The sequence below is a fragment of the Kribbella capetownensis genome (assembly GCF_004331485.1).
GTDB classification, from domain to species: domain Bacteria; phylum Actinomycetota; class Actinomycetes; order Propionibacteriales; family Kribbellaceae; genus Kribbella; species Kribbella capetownensis.
On sequence record NZ_SJKD01000001.1, the window covers coordinates 1,260,532 to 1,279,274 of the forward strand.

The window sequence follows — 18,743 nt, forward strand, 5'->3', positions numbered from 1 at the left end:
CGGGAGGATCGAACGTGCCGACTGCGCTCATCACCGGACCTGCGACCGGGATCGGCCGGGCCTTCGCCGACAAACTGGCGGTGGAGGGGTACGACCTGGTCCTGGTGTCGCGGGACGAGGCGCGGCTGAAGGAGGTCGCGGCCGACCTCACCCGCCTGCACGGCGTGGCCTGTGAGGTGATCGCCGCCGACCTGACCGATCGGGACGACCTGGCCAGGGTGGAGGAGCGGTTCCGGACCGGGCCGATCGAGGTACTGGTGAACAACGCCGGCTTCGGGCAGAGGAAGCCGTTCTGGGCGAACTCGGTCGACACCGAGGAGAAGCAGCTTGACCTCCTGGTGCGCGTCGTCCTGCGGCTGACGCATGCCGCCGTACTCCCGATGATCGAGCGGGGGTCGGGAGCGGTGATGAACGTGTCGTCGGTGGCCGGGTTCTTGCAGCGCGGTCCCTACAGTGCGCACAAGTCGTGGGTGACGACGTTCTCGGCCGGGCTGGCGATCCAGTTGCACTCCAAGGGAGTCGCCGTGATGGCGTTGTGCCCGGGCCTGGTGCACACCGAGTTCCACGACCGGATGGGAATGGACAAGTCGGTCATCCCCTCGTTCATGTGGCTGGATGCGACCGACATGGTCGACGCCGCGTGGAAGGATCTGATGCGCGGGAAGGCGATCTCGATCCCGAGCCTTCGTTACAAGCTCCTGATGGCTGCTGCTCGCTACACCCCGCGCACGCTCATCGCGCGCCTGTCCACAGTGGGTCTGGACGGCCGGCGCCGCTGACCTTGGTGGCCTCTGGCAACGACTCAGAGCTTTTCGGCGACCTCGGTGAGGACGTCGAGGGTCGCGGTGACGAGCGGGTGATCGGCGCGACCCGGGCGGACGGCGGCGTACACGCGCCGGGTGGGGACGGGGTCCGGGAGCGGGCGGATCAGTGCGAGTGTCGGAGCCGGTACGGCGAGGCGTGGGACGAGCGACACTCCACCACCGGCGGCGACCAAAGCGGCGACGGCTCGGAAGTCGTCGGACTGATGGACGATGCGCGGCTGGAAGCCGGCTTGTTCGCAGGCCAGCACGACCACATCCCGGATCGGATTGCCCGGCGCGGTCATCACCCAGTCGTCGCCCGCGAGCATCGCCAGTTCAATCGCCTCGTGGGCCGCAGCCGGATGTGACGGCGGCAGTACGGCGACGAAAGGCTCGGCGTACAAGGGGATCCGGACCAGCCGCTGGTCGTCGGGTCGCGGCGAACCGCGGTGTTCGACGGCGATCGCGATGTCGACGTCACCGTCGAGTAGCTGGGTGATGCCTTGATGGCCTTCGGCATCCCGGATGACGAGTGCGAGGCCGGGGTTCGTCTCGCGGAGTCGGGCGAGGGCGGGCGCGACCAGCAAGCTGATCGCGGTGGCGAACGCGGTGATGCGGACCTCGCCGGTGCTGCCGTTCGCGTGCAGCCGCATCGCCTCTTCGGCGCGCTCGACCTCGGTGAGGATGGTGTCGGTGTGGGCCAGCAGCAGGCGGCCGGCCGAGGTGATCGCGACCCGGCGGCCGCGCCGTTCGAGCAGTTCCTGGCCGACCTCGGACTCCAGTGCGGCCAACTGCTGCGAGACCGCCGAGGGCGTCAGGTGAAGCACCTCGGCGGCCGCAGTCACGGTGCCGTGATCAGCAAGCGCGCGCAGCACTCGCAGTCGTCGTACCTCGATCACGAACCTCAGCTTCGCACAGCTCCCTGGCAGACCCGTTCGGCTCGGCCGTGGATGAGACCAGCGTCAGCGCCGGAACCGCCTCGGTAACACGCGCCGATTCGGCAACGGGCGCCACCTCGGCGACGGGTGCCGCCTTGGTCACGGTGGTCGGCCGCTGCATCAGCCGCCGTAAGGCGCGCAGCGGGCGCCGGCGTGGGCCGCGCGGTATGTGCGGGACGACCGGTGCGTTCGGCATTGCTGAGTGGGTCTGCTCGTGAATCGACTTGACCACGGAGAAGGGGATGTAGTGCATGGTGATTTCCTTTCGACCCTTCAACGGTAGGAACCAGACCCTCTATACGTCCAATGGATTCTTTTCGCAGAGTTGATGTGTTTGGTGCATGATCTTGCGTATGGAACTCCGTCAGCTCAGGTCGTTCGTGGTCGTCGCCGAGGAGATGAACGTGGGTCGGGCGGCGACCCGGCTTCACCTCACCCAGCCGTCGCTCAGCCGGCAGATCGCAGCCCTCGAGCACGATCTGGGCGTCGAGTTGTTCGCCCGGGTCCGGCGGCGCTTCGTGATGACGGCAGCGGGGGAGACGTTCCTGGCCGAGGCCAAGGATCTGCTGCGGCGCGCCGATGAAGCGGTACGGGCAGCACAGCGCACACAGCGCGGGGAGCTCGGGACGTTGCGGTTCCGGTTCGTGCAGTCGGCGACGTTCGAGGTACTGCCGCGGATCCTGGGCGCCTTCCGCGCGGCGTACCCCGAGGTCGTGCTCGACCTGGAGTCGCTGACGACCTTGCGCCAAACCGAGGCGCTGCGTGACGGCCAGATCGACGTCGGCCTGCTGCGTCCGAACACACCAGCAGCTGGGGCAGGTACGTCGCCCCGAGGGACCGCCGTCGTACAGCTTGCTCCCGGGCTGGCGTCGCGAGTGGTGTCGTCGGATCCGCTGGTCGCGGTACTGCCCGCGCGGCACCGGCTGGCCAAGCGCAAGCGGTTGCGACTGGCGGAGCTCGCCGACGAGCCGTTCGTGTTCTACTCGCGGTCCAGCGGACCCGCCGTCCACGACACGATCGTCAGCTTCTGCCGGGCGGCCGGGTTCACGCCGCGGGTCGAGCAGGAGGCGGCCGACGTCCAGACAATCGTCTCGCTCGTTGCCGCCGGGCTCGGCGTCTCGTTGCTGATCAGCCCGACGCCGCCCTCCAACCCGGACGCGGTCGTGTACCGCGAGTTGTCCGACGACCTACCACCTTGGCAACTCTCCGTAGTCTGGTCGCCGGACAACCGATCACCCGTGCTGGCCCGCTTCCTCGAGGTGCTCTAACCACCGCCCCGTCCCGCCACGCCTCCCCGCCACGCCTCACCGCCACGCCTCACCGCCACGCCTGACCGGCACGCGTCACCGGCGCGCCTCGGGCATTTGACCGGTTATCCCTTGAAATGCACGGTTCTACCCTCGGAATTCGGGCTGAGAACCGTCAACCCGAGGGGATATCCGCTCAAATGTCCGCCGACCGCCCGCCCGCCGACCGCCCGCCCGCCTGCCGCCGCCCGCCTGCCGCCGCCCGCCAGCGGGGGCGCGGGGAGCGCGGCGGGGGCGAGGGGAGTGGGGGTGAAGGGGTCAGCCGAAGACGTCTGGGTCGCCGCCGGTGCGTACGCCGGTCTCGAGGTCGGCGATCGCGGCCATGTCGTCGTTGTCGAGCTGGAAGTCGAAGACCTGGAAGTTCTCCTGGATCCGGCTCGGCGTCTTCGACTTCGGGATCACCACGTTGCCGAGCTGCAGGTGCCAGCGGATGACCACCTGCGCGGAAGTCTTGCCGTGCTTGTCCGCCAGCGTCTGCAGGGCCGGCTGCGCGAGCAGTTGGCCCTGCGCCAGCGGACTCCACGCCTGGGTGACGATGTCGTTCTCCGCGTTGAACGCGCGCAGTTCGTCCTGCGGCAGCGCCGGGTGCAGCTCGATCTGGTTCACCGCGGGACGGATCCTGGTCTCGTCGAACAGCCGCCGCAGCGCGGGCTCGTGGAAGTTCGAGACGCCGATCGCGCGCACCCGCTTGTCGGCGTACAGCTGCTCGAACGCCTTCCAGGTGTCGACGTACTTGTCCCGCTTCAGCGACTGCCAGTGGATCAGGTACAGGTCGACGTACTCGAGGCCGAGCAGGTCGATGCTCTGGTCGAACGCCTTCAGGGTGGAGTCGTAGCCCTGGTCGTCGTTCCACAGCTTGGTGGTGATGAACAGTTCGTCGCGCGGCAGGTCCGACGCGGCGATGGCTCGCCCGACGCCGGCCTCGTTGCCGTAGGCGGCCGCGGTGTCGATGTGCCGGTAGCCGGCTTCGAACGCGGTCGTGACGACGTCGGTGACGATCTCGTCCTCGACCTGCCAGACCCCCAGGCCCAGCTGCGGGATCTCGACGCCGTTGTCCAGAGTGATGGTGGGGACTGTGTTCATTCGTCTATTCCACCGGGTCCACTGGTTCTGGCCCAGTCATCCGACGTGTGACAACAACCTCATTCACCCGCCGTAACCACCTCGTACGTCTTGGCGTCCGGCTCCAGGAACCGCAGCAGCGCGGTCCCTTCCCGCTCCAGCTCGGTCAGCGTCTTCTTCAGCGTGCGGCCGAACGGCGTCAGCGTGAGAGTGGCCACACCGCGCTTCTTCTCGGCGTTCCACAGCCCCGCAACCAGGCCGTCGACCGTGTACGTCGACTTGACCCGCAGGTTCTTGGTGAACACGGCCGGCCGGTGCTCGTCGGCGATGATCCGCTCGCGCTTCGCGTGTGCCAGCAGCAGATTGTCGAACTCCGGCAGGAACCGCACCGGGACCTTCGTGTCCGGATCCGGCCGAGGCGCATCCGGTACGTCGTACAGCGTCTTGCCGGCCTCGTCGGTGAACGTCTCGAGGTCGAGCGCGTCGAAGAGAGGCTTCGCCTTCTGCAGTCCGGACCACGTCTGGAAGTCGGCGGGCGTGGCCGGCCCGAAGGCTTGCAGGTATCTGGTGACGAGCTCCTGGGCCTCGGCCTTCGGGTGGAGCTTGGCGCCGATCCAGTCCTCGGCCGGAGTGAAGCGTGCGTTGGCCGGCCAGCTCCAGCGGGCGTCGGTCGGGTACATCACCAGCGGGACGAGCATCCTGGTGCAGAACCCGAGTGCGCGTTCATTCACGGCCGGGAACTTCTGCTGCAGCGCGTCCCGCACTTCGGTGAAGGTCAGCGGCTCCTTCGCGAGCAGCTTCCGGGCCGTCGCGACCACCTTGTCCGGCTCGAGCCCTTCGCCCCGATCGCCGAGCACCCTCAACCCAGCCTCGAGCACCGGTGCCACCGTCGATCGAAACCGCAAGTAATCCGCCGCAGTCACCAGATGCAAGGTCCCGCGGAACATGGTCGCCCGCACCACCTCACGCCTCTGCACCGCCGCGTCGAGCTGCCCCTCCTCGAACCCACCGACCCGCGACCACAGCCCGACGTACGGATGCTTCGGCTCCTGCCCCTGCATCCCCACCAACCGCCCGACGGCGTCCCCGACCGACACGTCCGCCCGCTCCACCAACATCTGCCGAGCCAACGTCGCTCGACTGACCGCCCGCCCACTCATCACCACCATCCCCGCATCCTGCCCGACCCCATCGACAAAAGTCAGGCGACCGTTGCGTAGGTCAGCCGCGGCCGGGCGACTCGACCGCGAGGGAGTTGCGACGGCATGCATCCGCCAGCCGATCGTCGTACGTGACGACGAGATCGACGTCGATCAGCACAGCTGTCGCCAGGTGAAGAGCGTCCAGGCTGCGCGAGACGAGCGGCTCGATCCGGCGGGCAACGCTGATGACGTCTGACGTGAGCGGCCGTTCGTCGACGCCGGACATCGCGGCGTCGATCAAGTCGCCTGCGCTGGCCGGCGACTTCACGCGGGCGAGAACCGCACGGGAGACCTCGACCCAGGCGAGCGATGACGAAGCCAGCAGATCGCCCTCCGCGTGCCGACTGTCGAGGAAGTCCACCAGCTCGCCGGACTCCTCCTCAGCGATCACTCGCTTGATCAGTGCGCTGCTGTCGAAGTAGACCCGCATCAGAAACGATCGTCCCGGTCGAGCAGATCGAGGCTGGTGGTGCCCTTCGGGAGGCGGAGTCGCGGCATCACCTTGCGATAGGCCACTCGCGCCGGACGTACTGCCTGCGAAGCCCTCGCCTGCTCTCGATCGCTCGTTCGGGTCTCGTCTGCGATCAGGTGCAGATGGCGGCTGACTGCTTCCCGGACGATCTCCTGTTGGGACCGTCCGGTTCGGTCCGCCTCCGCCTGGAGCGCCGACGCTGCTTCGGGGGTGAGCCGCAGGTTCATCGCCATGCCTGAATGGTACCGCGGATGGTACTACCAGCGGTACCACATCAGCTGAGGGTCAGGGTTTGCGGGCGACGCCTACCCAGAGGCTGCAGCTGATGTCGGTGAAGGTGCGCTTGGCGACGAGGGCTTCGGTTTCGTCGTCGGGGTGCCAGCGGAAGGGGGCGGAGACGCCGGGGGCGACCAGTTCGAGGCCGTCGAAGAAGCGGGTGACCTCTTCCTTGCTGCGGACCTGGGCGTCGCCACCGTCGGCCTTGTAGACCTGGATCGCCTGCTCCCACAGGTCGGGCGCGAAGTCCGGCGTGCAGTGCGAGAAGATCAGGTACGACCCCGACGCGAGCGGCTCGACCAGTTCCTTGACCAGGTCGTACGGCTTGAGCGCGTCGGGCAGGTAGTGGAAGACGCCGACCAGGCTCAGCGCCACCGGCTGGCTCAGGTCGAGCAGGTCCTTGACCTCGTCCGAGCCCATGATCGACTGCGGGTCGGTCACGTCGGCGTCGAGGTACGCCGTCCGGCCCTCGGGCCGGCTCGTCATCAGGGCACGGGAGTGCGACAGCACGATCGGGTCGTTGTCCGCGTAGACGACGTGCGCCGCGGGCACGGTCTCCTGCACGACCTCGTGCAGGTTCGGGCTGGTCGGGATGCCGGTGCCGATGTCGAGGAACTGCGTGACGCCCTGCTCGGCCACGTAGCGCGCCGCGCGGTGCATCCACATCCGGTTCGACATCGCCGCCGTTCGGAATCCGGGGAACGCCTCCAGCAGATGCTCCGCGGCCTGCCGGTCGACCGCGAAGTTGTCCTTGCCGCCCAGGAAGTAGTCGTAGACGCGGGCCGGATGCGGCCGGTCCATCCCGAGTCGTGTCAGGGTGGATTCGTCGCTATCGCCCATCGAGGAACTCCCTACTCCGGTGCTGTTCGGTACGGAGCGATCGTAGCTGATCTGCGACCGTACGTGACCGGCAGCGGGTCAACCTTTTCCGGAATCGAAGGTAGTCCTCAGGCCAGCGCGGCCCGGGCTTCGATGAAGGCGGCGATGGCGCGTTCGACATCCTCGGTGGAGTGCGCGGCGGACAACTGGACGCGGATGCGGGCCTTGCCGTGCGGTACGACGGGGTAGGAGAAACCGACCACGTAGATGCCGAGGTCGAGCAGCTTGTCGGCGAGGCGGCCGGCCTGCGCGGCGTTGCCGATCATCACCGGCGAGATCGGGTGCTCGCCGGGCAGTACGTCGAAGCCGGCCTCGGTCATCTTGGTGCGGAACAGGTTGGTGTTGGCGGCGAGCTTGTCGCGCAGAGTGCTCGAGCCGCCGATGAGTTCGAGCGCCCTGAGCGAGGCCGCGGTCACCGACGGCGCGAGGGAGTTCGAGAACAGGTACGGACGGGACCGCTGCCGGAGCAGTTCGACGATCTCGCGGCGGCCGGAGACGTAACCACCGGAAGCACCGCCCAGCGCCTTGCCCAGGGTGCCGGTGACGACGTCGACCCGGTCCTTCACGCCGAACAGGGACGGCGTACCCGCGCCGTCCGATCCGACGAAGCCGACCGCGTGCGAGTCGTCGACCATCACCAGGGCGTCGTACCGCTCGGCCAGGTCGCAGATCTCGTCGAGGGGAGCGACGTACCCGTCCATGGAGAAGACGCCGTCGGTGGCGATCAGCCGGTAGCGGGCGTCGGCGGCGTCCTTGAGCTGGTCCTCCAGGTCGGACATGTCGCGGTTCTTGTACCGGTAGCGCTTGGCCTTGGACAGCCGGATGCCATCGATGATGCTCGCGTGGTTGAGCTCGTCGGAGATGACCGCGTCCTCGGCGCCGAGCAGGGTCTCGAACAGGCCGCCGTTCGCGTCGAAGCAGGAGCTGTAGAGGATCGTGTCCTCGGTGCCGAGGAAGGTGCTCAGGGCACCTTCCAGGTCCTTGTGGATCTGCTGCGTCCCACAGATGAACCGCACCGACGCCATCCCGAAGCCCCACTGGTCGAGCGCCGCGCGGGCCGCCGCGATCACCTCCGGGTGGTCGGCCAGGCCGAGGTAGTTGTTCGCGCAGAAGTTCAGTACCTCGTTGCCCGAGGCAACCGAGATCAGGGACTGCTGGGGTGAGGTGATCACCCGCTCGGACTTGTACAGCCCGGCATCCCGGATCTCGCCGATGGCCGCCGTCAGGTCGTCCCGCATCCGCCCGAACATCAGTGCTTCTCCTCCAGGGATTCCGTCGTCCAGTCCATGATCACCTTGCCGCAGTGCCCTTGCCGGGCCACGTCGAAGGCCTGCTCGAAGTCGGCGTACCCGAACCGGTGGGTGATCACCGGTGTCAGGTCCAGGCCGCGCTCCAGCATTACCGACATCGAGTACCAGGTCTCGAACATCTCCCGGCCGTAGATGCCCTTGATCGTCAGCATGTTGAGCACCACCGTGCTCCAGTCGATCGCGATCTCGTCCGCCGGCAGCCCGAGCATCGCGATCCGGCCGCCGTGTGTCATGTTCGCCAGCATGTCCCGCAGCGCGGCCGGCTTGCCGGACATCTCCATGCCGACGTCGAAACCCTCGCGCATGCCCAGGCTGTGCTGTGCTTCGGCGATGGTCTCCGAGCCGACGTTCACCGCGCGGGTGACGCCGATCTTGCGGGCCAGGTCCAGCCGGTACTCCGACAGGTCGGTGATCACCACGTTGCGCGCACCGGCGTGCAGCGCGACCGCCGCCGCCATCACCCCGATCGGACCGGCTCCGGTGATCAGCACGTCCTCGCCGACCAGCGGGAAGGACAGAGCCGTGTGTACGGCGTTCCCGAACGGATCGAAGATCGCAGCGACGTCCAGGTCGACCGGGTCCTTGTGGACCCACGCGTTGCTGGCGGGCAGGGCGACGTACTCCGCGAACGCGCCGGGCACGTGGACCCCGAGGCCGCGGGTCTTGATGCACAGGTGCCGTCGGCCGGCGCGGCAGTTGCGGCAGCGGCCGCAGACCAGGTGGCCTTCGCCACTGACCAGGTCACCGACCGCGACGTCGCGGACACCGACGCCGATCTCGACCACCTCGCCGCAGAACTCGTGCCCGGTCACCATCGGCACCGGCACGTTCTTCTGTGCCCACGGGTCCCAGCTCTGGATGTGCAGGTCGGTGCCGCACAGACCGGTGCGCAGCACCTTGATCAGTACTTCGTCGGCCTCGATCTTCGGCTCCGGGACGTCCTGCAACCACAGACCGGGCCGGGCCTCAGCCTTCACCAGCGCCTTCACGCGCACCTCCACTGACGACGATCGTCCACATCGTCGTCCCGGGCAACCACCGGCGTCCATCGACACGTCGTACACAGCCTGTGCAGTTCAACTGCATACTGTTCCGCATGCGGGGGACGTTTCGGGGACTGGGGATTGTCCTGCTCGTGGCGGGGCTGGGGCTGCTCGGGTGGGTGGGCCGGCAGTACGCCGGAACCGGGGCGAAGCCCATGACCGAGGAGCCGATCGTGCTGGTGCGGATCCCGAAGTTCGGCCAGGACTGGGAGAAGCCTGTCGTGGAAGGGGTCGGCACCGACGACCTCGCGCGCGGCATCGGGCACTACCCGCACACGCAGCTGCCCGGCCTGCCAGGGAACTTCGCGATCGCGGGACACCGGGTCGCGCACGGTTCGCCGTTCCGGAAACTGCTCGACCTGCGCAAGGGCGACCAGGTGATCGTCGAGACCACGGAGGCTGTCTATACCTACGAGTTGGACGGCTCGCCGCGCGACCTGACCGTGAAGCCGACCGACAACTGGGTACTCGACCCGGTGCCCGGCAAGCCCGGGGAGACCGCGACGAAGTCGACCATCACCCTGACCACCAGCCAGGACCTGTTCCGTTCCCCCGACCGCTCAGTCGCCTTCGGTCACCTGGTTCGAGTGATGAAGAAAACGTGAACTGCCCCGTCATCTAAGCTCGACGCCTATGAGCTACGACCGGGACGGACTGCTGGAGCAGGTGAAGTCGAAGGCCATCGTGCACGGCCGGGTGACGCTGGCGTCGGGGAAGGAAGCCGACTACTACGTCGACCTGCGCCGGATCACGCTGGACGCGACCGCCGCGCCGCTGATCGGCCCGGCGATGCTCGAGCTGACCAAGGACCTCGACTACGACGCCGTCGGCGGACTGACCCTCGGCGCCGACCCGGTCGCGATGTCGATGCTGCACGCGGCCGCGCAGCAGGGCCGGACGCTGGACGCATTCGTCGTCCGGAAGGCCGAGAAGACGCACGGCCTGCAGCGCCGGATCGAGGGCCCGGAGGTGAAGGGCCGCCGGGTGCTCGCGGTCGAGGACACGTCCACCACCGGCGGTTCGGTGCTCACCGCGGTCGAGGCGTTGCGCGAGGCCGGTGCCGAGGTGGTCGCGGTCGCGGTGATCGTGGACCGCTCGACCGGCGCCAAGGAGAAGGTGGAGTCGGAGGGGCTGCCGTACCGGGCGGTGTTCGGTCTCGAGGACCTGGGCCTCGGCTGATGAACGTCAGCCCGGTTCTGCTGATCCTGGTCGCGCTGGTCGTCGCCGGCGGCATCTTCTACTTCAACTACCTGGCCGCGAAGAAGCGGCGCGAGCTGTTCGCCGGGTTCGCCGCCCAGCAGGGCTGGTCCTACCTGCCCGACAACAACGCGCTGGCCGGGCAGTGGTCGGGTACGCCGTTCCAGACCGGTGACCACTGGCGGGTCAAGAACGTGCTGTCCGGGGCGTACAACGGTCATCAGATGGTTGCCTTCGACTACAGCTACCAGACGCATTCCACCGACTCGAAGGGCCGTCGTACGACGACCACCCACAAGTTCGGCGTGGTCGTGGTGCAGTTGCCGGGCGCACTGCCGCACCTGGAGGTCACCCACGAGGGGATCTTCGGTGGCGTGGTGGCGAACGCGCTCGGGTTCCGCGACCTCCAGTTCGAGAGCGAGCAGTTCAACCGGGCGTTCCGGGTGAAGGCAGACGACGAGCGGTACGGGCACGCGGTGGTGACGCCACGGATGATGGAACTGCTGCTGGCCCGCGGCGAGATCGGCTGGCGGATCGAGGGCAACTCGCTGCTCGGCTGGGACAAGGGCGATCACAACCCGACCGAGGTGATGAACCGCCTCACGCTGCTGCAGCAGGTGCTCGAGCAGGTCCCGCCGTACGTCTGGCGCGACTATGCCGGCGTCGACCCTCGCGTACAGCCACCACCAAGCTACTGACAGTACGGCGGACCCGAGGACCCGTAGAGTCGCACGCAGCATCACCGACACTCGGGAGCAGGGCATGACCTTCGTCATCATCGCGGTCGTCGCGATCATCGTGATTCTGGGAATCGCGCTGATCGTCTCGTACAACCGCTTCGTCAAGCAGCGGAACCTGATCCAGGAGTCCTGGCGGCAGATCGACGTCGAACTGCACCGCCGGTACGACCTGATCCCGAACCTGGTCGAGACCGTCCGGGCGTACGCCGCGCACGAGCGGCACGTCTTCGAGGAGGTCGCCCGGCTGCGGACCCAGGCGGTGAACGTGCAGGGCGCGCCGCCGGAGCAGCGGGCCGCGGCCGAGGGCGAGCTGTCCGGTGCGCTGCGTCAGATGATGATCTCGGTCGAGGCGTACCCGCAGCTGCAGTCGAACCAGAACTTCCTGAACCTGCAGCGGGAGCTGACCGACACCGAGGACCGGATCGCGGCCGGCCGGCGGTTCTTCAACGCGAACGTCGGCGACTACAACACCCGGGTCGAGGCGTTCCCGTCGAACCTGATCGCGAACGGCTTCAAGTTCGAGAAGGCCGGGTACTTCGAGGTCCGCGACGAGCAGGTGCGGTCGGTGCCGCAGGTGTCGTTCGGCACGATCGGCTCGGTCGCCGGTGAGCAGGCGCCGCCGCAGATGCAGGCCGGGCCACAGTCGTCGGGCCAGATCCAGCCGGAGATTCCGGGTGAGCAGGGCAACTATCAGGGCCAGCCGCAGATGCCTGGCTACCAGCAGCCGGGCCAGCCGCCGCATCAGGGCCAGCCTCAGGCGCAGCCACCGGTGGGCGGCCCGCCTGCGGGTTCCCCCAGCCCGCAGGACGGACAGCCGCCGTTCACCGGTGGCCACTAGGCACCGGTTCCCCGTAGTCCAGGACCCCCGAACCAGGACTCCCTACCAGTGCCAGACCCGGGTGCGACGGCGGTCAAGTCGCCACTCCCGGGTCCTGCCTCCCCCCGGTACCTGAGTCAACTGTGACCGACTGAGATACATCCGGCGTACATCGGCCTTCACGCCGGGCACGGGGGATGACACCATAGGTCGGTTCATCACGGAGAGGGCACAGCAGTGGACAGTCTGAGGTACGCAATCCTCGGACCCCTGCGCCTTGTTCACGTCCAGGGCCAGCCGCTGCGCGCAGCCAAGCCGCGGCAGTTGCTGGCAACGTTGCTTCTGCACCCCAATCGGTTCGTCTCGACCGATCTGATCGCCGACGCGCTCTGGGAGAACAGCCCGCCGCGGTCGGCCGTCGCGAACATCCGGACGTATGTCCGGGCACTCCGCGGTGTCCTGCAGGAGGCCGGGTTGCCGGCGCCGATCGACACCTCGGCCGCGGGGTACAGCATCGAGGTCGGTGTCGATGAACTCGACGCGAGCCTGTTCGAGACGCTGCTCGCGGAAGGCGGTCACCTCCGCGATGCCGGCGACAGTCGCCACGCCATGCAGGTGCTGTCCCGGGCGTACTCACTCTGGCGCGGACGCCCACTCGAGGGTCTGCCGATTCCGGCGGCCTGGGAGGGCTCGATCGCCCGCCTCGAAGCACAGCATCGCGGGCTGGTGGACACCCTGCTCGACCTGCGACTGGAGCACGGCGACGCGAGTGGCGCGGCCGTCCTGCTCAGCGCGCGTCTCACCGAGGACCCATACGACGAGCAGCTGTGGCGGCGGCTCGTCGACGCGCTCCTGGCCGCCGGCCGTGTCGGTGAAGCGCGGGCGGCGTACGGCAAGGCGGTCCAGACTCTGGCCGACGAGCTCGACATCAAGCCGGGCCCGGAGCTCGAAGCCGCCGGCGCTCGCGCCGAGAACGGCCGCTCTGCCAACTGGCCAAACCCGGGCATCCCCTCGGTCCGTACGGCGGAACCCGAGGCCGTACAGCCGGGTCCGATGGCGGCGCCCGAGCTGACCGATCCGCAGCGGCCACCGAGCCAGTTGCCGCTCGACCTGGCCGACTTCAGCGGCCGGGAGGAGCACCTGGACCAGCTGCGCGATCTGGTCTGCGGTCGTGATCCGGTGCGTCCGCCGATCGCCGTCATCTCCGGAGCGCCCGGGACCGGCAAGACCTCCCTGGCCGTCCGGCTGGGTCATCTGGTCCGGGATTCGTTCCCGGACGGGCAGATCTATCTGGACATGCACGGCGCGACGCAGCCGCGTGATCCGGCCGGAGCACTCACCGACGTACTGCTCAGCCTCAACCTGCCCGACTTCGCGATCCCGGCCGACCCGGAGCGCCGGTCAGCGATGCTGCGATCCGAGCTGGCCAGCCGCCGGGTGCTCATCATCCTCGACGACGTCGCGACCGCCGGCCAGGTGACTCCGCTGATGCCGGGGACCGGTGCGTCCGCGGTGGTCGTCACCAGCCGGAACCGGCTGATGGATCTGGCCGGCGCGGACAGCCTGCCGCTCGACACCTTCGACGACGGCGAGGCGGCGGAGTTGCTCGAGCTGGTCGCCGGTGCCGGCCGGGTCGACCGTACGTCGACTGCCGCCGAGGAGATTCTGACCGCCTGCGGGAACCTGCCGCTGGCGATCCGGATCGTCGGCAGCCGGTTGGCGCAGCGGCCGGACCTGAGTCTGCGTGAGCTCGCCCGGCGGCTCGGTGACGAGACCTCGCGCCTTGATGAGCTGAGCATCGGTGAGCTCGCCGTCCGCACCAGCGCCGACCTCAGCTACGACGCACTCAGTCCGGAGGAGGCCCGGCTGTACCGCCTGATCGGTCACTTCGCCGTCGGCGTCTTCTCTGCTCGCGCGTTGGAGGCGGTGGCCTCGCCGGCGTCGGTCCGCCGCAGCCTGGACCGCCTGATCGAGGTCAACCTGGTCCGGATCAGCTCGGTCGACCACCGCGGTACGGCGCGCTACCGGGTCCACGACCTGCTCCGGCTGCACGCGATCGGCGTCGGCGACGAGGAGCAGAAGGCGCAGGCGGTCCGGGATGTCGAAACTGTGCTCGACGCGATCCTGAACAAGATCCGCCGGGCCAACGCCGCCTTGAACTTCGAGTACTTCGGTGTCCTCGAGCACTACGGCCCGCTGGACGCGCCCGATCCCGCGCCGTTCACCGAGACCGACGCGATCGCGTGGTTCGACAGCGAGCGCAGTACGTTCGTGCCCTCGATCCGTGCGGCCGCGCAGAACGGTCTGCACGACTACGCCTGGCGGATCGCCTGCGCGTGGGCGCCGTACCTGGACATGCGGGCCGGGTTCGACGACTGGCACGGGTCGCACCATCAGGGCCTGATGAGCGCCGTCTCCTGTGGGGATCGCCGCGGTGAGGCGATCATGCACCGCAACCTCGGCCAGCTCGCGCTGTACCAGGACGACTGGGACACCGCCTGGCACCATCTGGAGGAGGCTGCACGCGTGTTCGGCGGGATCGGGGACCGGCTCGGGACCGGCGTCACCGCGGTCGGGATGGGCACCTGGCTGCGCGAACGCGGCCGGCGCGACGACGCCTTGGTGCAGTACGAGGCCGCGATCGAGGCGTTTCTCGAGGCCGGTAACGCGAACGGCGAGGCCCTGGCGCGGACCGCGGCCGCCAACATGTGGCTGCACCGCGACGACACCGACACCGCCGGCCGCTATCTCGCCCAGGCGTTCCTGCTCGCAGTACGGCGGGTGGACAGCCACCGCGAGGCCAAGGTACGGCGACGGATCGCGGCGCTCCGGGTGCAACAGGGGCGGTCCGAGCAGGCCGTGCGTCAGTTGCGGCGTGCGCTGGAGATCTTCAACGGCATGGGTGACGACCACTGTGCGGCGTACACGCGGTCCGAGCTCGGTAGGGCGTTGGTGGCGCGCGGTGAGGTGGCGGCGGCGCGGAAGATGCTGCTGGATGCGATGGATATCGGACACCGGCTGGGTGATCGCAGCGTCGAGGGTCAGGCCGCACAGCAACTCGGCCAGCTGTATGTGTCCACGGGCAATCTCGACTCGGCCCGCCGTACGCTCGACCGCGCCGCGCGCGTGTGGCAGCAGGCCGGAAACGACGAGCAGGCGGCCGAATGCCGTCGCGAACTGGCTGCTTTCGACACCGGAGTAGCCGCCGGCTGAATGTACGGCGGCTGTATCCGGCTTGGGCAGACTCACTGGCACACGACGGCACAGGCCGGCGGGGAATCGGGGGATGGAACCTATGGCCTGGGGGGAGGCAGTTGTGGAGCGCCGGAACGTCCCGCGGGTGGCGAACCCGCGGGACACCGAGGCGGCGCTGAACTGGCAGCTGGAACGGGTGGGATCGACGGCGTGGCAGGACTGGACGCTGAAGTTCCAGCGGATGGCCTTCGGCTATGCGCACGACAGCGGCTGGCAGGATTCGGCCGACGCGGTGCGGTGGCTCGACCACCATGCCCTTCTGCACGAGGGGACGGCGCCACGGGGGGCGCTGGTCTGGTACCAGGCGGTTGACCGGATCCGGGTTGCCTGCGCGGTCGGCTCCGGTCAGGTGGTCGGTCCGCTGCCCGCAGGGTCGGTGGAGGTCGCTACGCTCAGCGACTTGAGCACCGACTGGGTATGGTCGGACCCGCACTTCCCGTTCGCCCACTGAGGAGTAGTCCGATCGACCAACCAGTCACCGTCGAGGGTGACTGGCGCGTGGTGCGATGTGCCCAGGGGACCGTTGTCACCAGCCCAGCGATCGATCGCAGCCTGGACAGGCCCGTCGTCCTTGCTGAGCAGCCGTACGTCCTGCCGCCAGATCTGGCCGCGATCCAGCCCGAGGTCCTCGCGCTGGACCGATCGGTCCCGGGTGCGCAGTCGTTCAACGGCCTGAACGCCGGTCTCAGCGACGACCTCGATCCGGCCGGCGGTGACGCTCGCCTCCAGCCGGTTCGGTACTTCGACACGATGGCGTCCACCTACCTCGCCGGTGAGCAGTGGCGGACCGGCACACTGGCCGGAGTCAGCGCCGACATCACGCATCACCTCTTCACCGCTGACGGCCGGCTGGTCCCCCTGAGCAAGAACGACCTCAGCAACCAGATCGGCGTCTCAACAGTGGCTCTCACCTTGGACGGCTGGATGCTCCTGCTCCACCAGGGCCTCGGCTCCCGATCGTCACCCGGTCTGATCGCCCCCAGCGGCTCCGGAAGCCTGGAACCGAAGGACATCATCGGCAAGACCCGCCTCCCCGAGGCAGTCTCCACCGGCATGGAACGCGAACTCCGCGAGGAACTGGGCCTCCTCACTCCCGCCATGCGCAGGATTCCCCTCGAAACCACCGTCCTCGGCTTCGCCCGCTGGCTCGACAAAGGCGCGAAACCCGAGTTCTACGGCACCACCCGCATCCACGCCGAGATGGCGGACATCGACCTGAGCATCCACGAGTCCGAGCTCGAGTACGTCGGCCGGCACGAACCCATCCCTCCCGCAACTGTCGCCCGCCTCCGCGCCGGCGAGGCGTTCAGCACCCTCGGCCGTGGAGCCCTCTCGGTCCCCTTGGAAATGTGCTTGAACCGTGTGTTCGTCAATCATTGACGAACACACGGACCGTAACGGTGCTCTGGCGGCCGCGATAAGTCGGCTGAGGGGGAACTGATGGAGGAATCCGAGGTAGTCACACCTGTCCGAACAACACTGGCCCAACCACTACGTCACGGCGTCCGCCTGTGGATCCTCCACCGAGTCTGGGCCGCGTGGGGCTGGGGAAAGCTGGTCATGCCGAAGAGTTGGCCCACCGCGCTGGGGTCCGCCTTCGCGGTGATCGCTGTCATCAGCCTGGGCGTCGAGAGTCTCGGCACACCGATCGTGGCAGCGGCGCTCGCCGTCCTGGGCTTGGTGCCGCTGGTCGGCGACTGGCGCGAGGTGCGGGAGGATCTGCACGATCTCAACGACGTGAAGCAACCCATTCCTGATGTTGCCGTCGATGGTGATTGGGAGCTGATGCGCTACCCGCAGGGAAGGATGATCGTCAGTCCGTCGGTCGATCGAAATCTGGACAGGCCGTTCGTGGTCTCGAGCCGCACGTACAAGCTTCCGCCGGACCTGGCCGCGGTGAAGCCCGCGGTGATCGCGCTAGCCAGATCGAAACGGTCGAGAGCGGCGTCCCAGCCGTTCGACGGGTTCAACGTCCGTCTCTGCGAGGACCTCGATGCGGCGGGCAGCGAGGTCAGGCTGCAGCCGGCTCGATACTTCGACACGATGGCGTCCAACTATCTGGCCGGCCAGGCCTGGTGGAGTAAACGCTTGCATCGTGTTGTCGCCGATGTGACCCGCAACATCATGACGGACTCGGGCAAGCTGATCCCGCTCGCGCACAGTGGCCTGGCCAACCAGATCGGCATCTCCACGATCGCGCTGACGACGGACGGGTCGATGCTGCTTGTCCACCAGGGACCCGCGGCGCGTTCGTCGGGCGGACTGGTGGCACCGAGTGGCTCCGGCAGCCTGGAGCCCGCTGACCTGGCGGGCTGTTCCAGCCTGGTCGAGGCGATCGCGGCCGGGATGGAACGAGAACTGCGCGAGGAGCTCGGGCTGGGTAGGGCCGAGATGCGCGGCGTGGTGATCGATACCGAGGTGGTCGGGTTCGGTCGCTGGCTGGAGAAGGGCGCGAAGCCGGAGTTCGTCGGCATCTCCTGGATCCACGCCACCGAACGGGATCTGGACACGAGGATCGACCTGTCCGAACGGCAGTTCGTCGCGGATCATCTGCACATCCCGCCCCAGCAGGTCGACAGACTGCTCGCTGGTGAGCGCTTCGAGAACCTCGGCGTGGGCCTGCCGTCGGTGCCGCTGGAGCTCTGCCTGGCGCGGTGGCGGGAGCGCGAACAGTCCGTCAGTCGTTGAGGTGGTTGGTGGTGGCGGCGTGCTTCGGGGCTGCCGGGGGCTCGTCGGCGGGTGGGGTGTTGCGGGCGCGGCGCCTGGCCAGGAAGTACTCGACGACCATCGGGATCAGCGAGATCAGGACCAGCAGGATCAGGGCCGACTCGAGGTGGTCGTGGATGAACTTGACCCGGCCGAGGGCGTGGCCGAGAAGCGTGATGCCGGTCGCCCAGAGGAGCGCGCCGATGCCGGTCCAGAGGAAGAACTTGCGCGGGTCCATCTTGCCGGCGCCGGCCACGATCGTGATGAAGGTCCGCACGATCGGCACGAAGCGCGCCAGCACCAGCGCTCGCGGGCCGTACCGCTCGAAGAACTCGTGCGTCTGCTCGATGTACTTCGGTTTCAGGAACCGCGCGTTCGGGTTCTTGAACAACGTCGTCCCGAGCACGCGGCCGATGTAGTAACCGGACACGTTGCCGAGGAAGGCCGCGACGGTCAGGATCACGCAGGCCAGCCACAGCGGTATGTCGATCGTGCCGTGCGCGATGAACAGGCCGACGGCGAACAGCAGTGAGTCACCGGGCAGGATCGGGAACAGCAATCCGCACTCGATGAACACGACCGCGGCCGTGCCCCAGAGGGCCCAGTCACCCAGCCAGTTCAGCAGGTACTCCGGGTCCATCCAGTTCGGCATCAGCATCGCGACAAGAGAAAGCACGCGGACAGGGTAGCGTCCCCAGCTGTGCAGGAGCTGAGTGGAGAACTTCGCGGAGCGGAC

20 protein-coding genes are annotated in these 18,743 nt (G+C 68.2%); 10 read left to right on the top strand and 10 right to left on the bottom strand.

Going from position 1 to position 18,743, the window contains the following annotated elements; all coding sequences use genetic code 11:
- The first annotated feature begins 14 nt into the window (after positions 1–14).
- Complete coding sequence (locus E0H75_RS06190) at positions 15–779, top strand: SDR family NAD(P)-dependent oxidoreductase (RefSeq protein ID WP_131512117.1); 765 nt, start codon at positions 15–17, stop codon at positions 777–779.
- Positions 780–802: 23 nt separating this feature from the next.
- Here the strand turns inward: E0H75_RS06190 and E0H75_RS06195 are convergent, their stop codons facing one another.
- A complete protein-coding gene (locus E0H75_RS06195) occupies positions 803–1,702 on the bottom strand; it encodes a LysR family transcriptional regulator (protein ID WP_131512118.1) in 900 nt (299 codons plus the stop codon).
- Positions 1,659–1,994 (bottom strand): hypothetical protein, encoded by a 336-nt coding sequence (locus tag E0H75_RS42930; protein ID WP_165553476.1) that lies wholly within the window; start codon positions 1,992–1,994, stop codon positions 1,659–1,661. The genes E0H75_RS06195 and E0H75_RS42930 overlap by 44 nt, the downstream gene beginning before the upstream one ends.
- 100 nt (positions 1,995–2,094) lie before the next feature.
- Between E0H75_RS42930 and E0H75_RS06200 the strand changes: the two genes are divergently transcribed.
- Positions 2,095–3,009 carry a LysR family transcriptional regulator gene (locus tag E0H75_RS06200; protein WP_165553478.1) on the top strand — a complete coding sequence of 305 codons (915 nt, stop codon included), beginning with the start codon at positions 2,095–2,097 and terminating at the stop codon, positions 3,007–3,009.
- A 297-nt stretch (positions 3,010–3,306) separates the two neighbouring features.
- On the opposite strand, the gene E0H75_RS06205 is transcribed toward E0H75_RS06200, so the two are convergent.
- The 7 genes from E0H75_RS06205 to tdh form a co-directional block, all read right to left on the bottom strand.
- On the bottom strand, positions 3,307–4,131 hold the full coding sequence (locus tag E0H75_RS06205; protein WP_131512120.1) for an aldo/keto reductase: 825 nt from the start codon (positions 4,129–4,131) through the stop codon (positions 3,307–3,309).
- A 59-nt stretch (positions 4,132–4,190) separates the two neighbouring features.
- Positions 4,191–5,228, bottom strand: coding sequence for a winged helix DNA-binding domain-containing protein (locus tag E0H75_RS06210; RefSeq protein WP_238162862.1), 1,038 nt, complete (start codon positions 5,226–5,228; stop codon positions 4,191–4,193).
- A 103-nt stretch (positions 5,229–5,331) separates the two neighbouring features.
- Entirely contained in the window at positions 5,332–5,742 is a 411-nt protein-coding gene (locus E0H75_RS06215; protein ID WP_131512122.1) for a type II toxin-antitoxin system VapC family toxin, read from the bottom strand.
- On the bottom strand, positions 5,742–6,017 hold the full coding sequence (locus E0H75_RS06220) for a ribbon-helix-helix protein, CopG family (protein WP_131512123.1): 276 nt from the start codon (positions 6,015–6,017) through the stop codon (positions 5,742–5,744). The genes E0H75_RS06215 and E0H75_RS06220 overlap by 1 nt, the downstream gene beginning before the upstream one ends.
- A 52-nt stretch (positions 6,018–6,069) precedes the next feature.
- Complete coding sequence (locus tag E0H75_RS06225) at positions 6,070–6,900, bottom strand: SAM-dependent methyltransferase (protein WP_131512125.1); 831 nt, start codon at positions 6,898–6,900, stop codon at positions 6,070–6,072.
- Between the two features lie 107 nt (positions 6,901–7,007).
- Complete coding sequence (locus tag E0H75_RS06230; RefSeq protein WP_131512127.1) at positions 7,008–8,189, bottom strand: glycine C-acetyltransferase; 1,182 nt, start codon at positions 8,187–8,189, stop codon at positions 7,008–7,010.
- Positions 8,189–9,238, bottom strand: coding sequence for an L-threonine 3-dehydrogenase (tdh, locus tag E0H75_RS06235; RefSeq protein ID WP_131512129.1), 1,050 nt, complete (start codon positions 9,236–9,238; stop codon positions 8,189–8,191). The genes E0H75_RS06230 and tdh overlap by 1 nt, the downstream gene beginning before the upstream one ends.
- 107 nt (positions 9,239–9,345) lie before the next feature.
- Between tdh and E0H75_RS06240 the strand changes: the two genes are divergently transcribed.
- From E0H75_RS06240 to E0H75_RS06275, 8 genes are all read left to right on the top strand, one after another.
- Positions 9,346–9,897 (top strand): class E sortase, encoded by a 552-nt coding sequence (locus tag E0H75_RS06240; RefSeq protein WP_238162863.1) that lies wholly within the window; start codon positions 9,346–9,348, stop codon positions 9,895–9,897.
- A 28-nt stretch (positions 9,898–9,925) separates the two neighbouring features.
- Positions 9,926–10,471: an orotate phosphoribosyltransferase gene (gene pyrE / locus E0H75_RS06245; RefSeq protein ID WP_131512133.1), complete on the top strand. Its 546-nt coding sequence runs from the start codon at positions 9,926–9,928 to the stop codon at positions 10,469–10,471.
- Entirely contained in the window at positions 10,471–11,187 is a 717-nt protein-coding gene (locus E0H75_RS06250; protein WP_238162864.1) for a DUF3137 domain-containing protein, read from the top strand. Before pyrE ends, E0H75_RS06250 begins: the two co-directional genes overlap by 1 nt.
- Before the next feature lie 64 nt (positions 11,188–11,251).
- Positions 11,252–12,067: a LemA family protein gene (locus E0H75_RS06255; RefSeq protein ID WP_131512135.1), complete on the top strand. Its 816-nt coding sequence runs from the start codon at positions 11,252–11,254 to the stop codon at positions 12,065–12,067.
- A gap of 216 nt (positions 12,068–12,283) precedes the next feature.
- On the top strand, positions 12,284–15,259 hold the full coding sequence (locus tag E0H75_RS06260) for an AfsR/SARP family transcriptional regulator (RefSeq protein ID WP_131512137.1): 2,976 nt from the start codon (positions 12,284–12,286) through the stop codon (positions 15,257–15,259).
- A gap of 103 nt (positions 15,260–15,362) precedes the next feature.
- Positions 15,363–15,752 (top strand): hypothetical protein, encoded by a 390-nt coding sequence (locus E0H75_RS06265; RefSeq protein ID WP_238162865.1) that lies wholly within the window; start codon positions 15,363–15,365, stop codon positions 15,750–15,752.
- 47 nt (positions 15,753–15,799) lie between these two features.
- Positions 15,800–16,681: a hypothetical protein gene (locus E0H75_RS06270; protein ID WP_131512139.1), complete on the top strand. Its 882-nt coding sequence runs from the start codon at positions 15,800–15,802 to the stop codon at positions 16,679–16,681.
- 180 nt (positions 16,682–16,861) lie between these two features.
- Complete coding sequence (locus E0H75_RS06275) at positions 16,862–17,989, top strand: hypothetical protein (RefSeq protein ID WP_131512140.1); 1,128 nt, start codon at positions 16,862–16,864, stop codon at positions 17,987–17,989.
- Here the strand turns inward: E0H75_RS06275 and E0H75_RS06280 are convergent.
- Complete coding sequence (locus tag E0H75_RS06280; protein WP_238162866.1) at positions 17,979–18,683, bottom strand: DedA family protein; 705 nt, start codon at positions 18,681–18,683, stop codon at positions 17,979–17,981. The genes E0H75_RS06275 and E0H75_RS06280 overlap by 11 nt on opposite strands.
- Between the last annotated feature and the right edge of the window lie 60 nt (positions 18,684–18,743).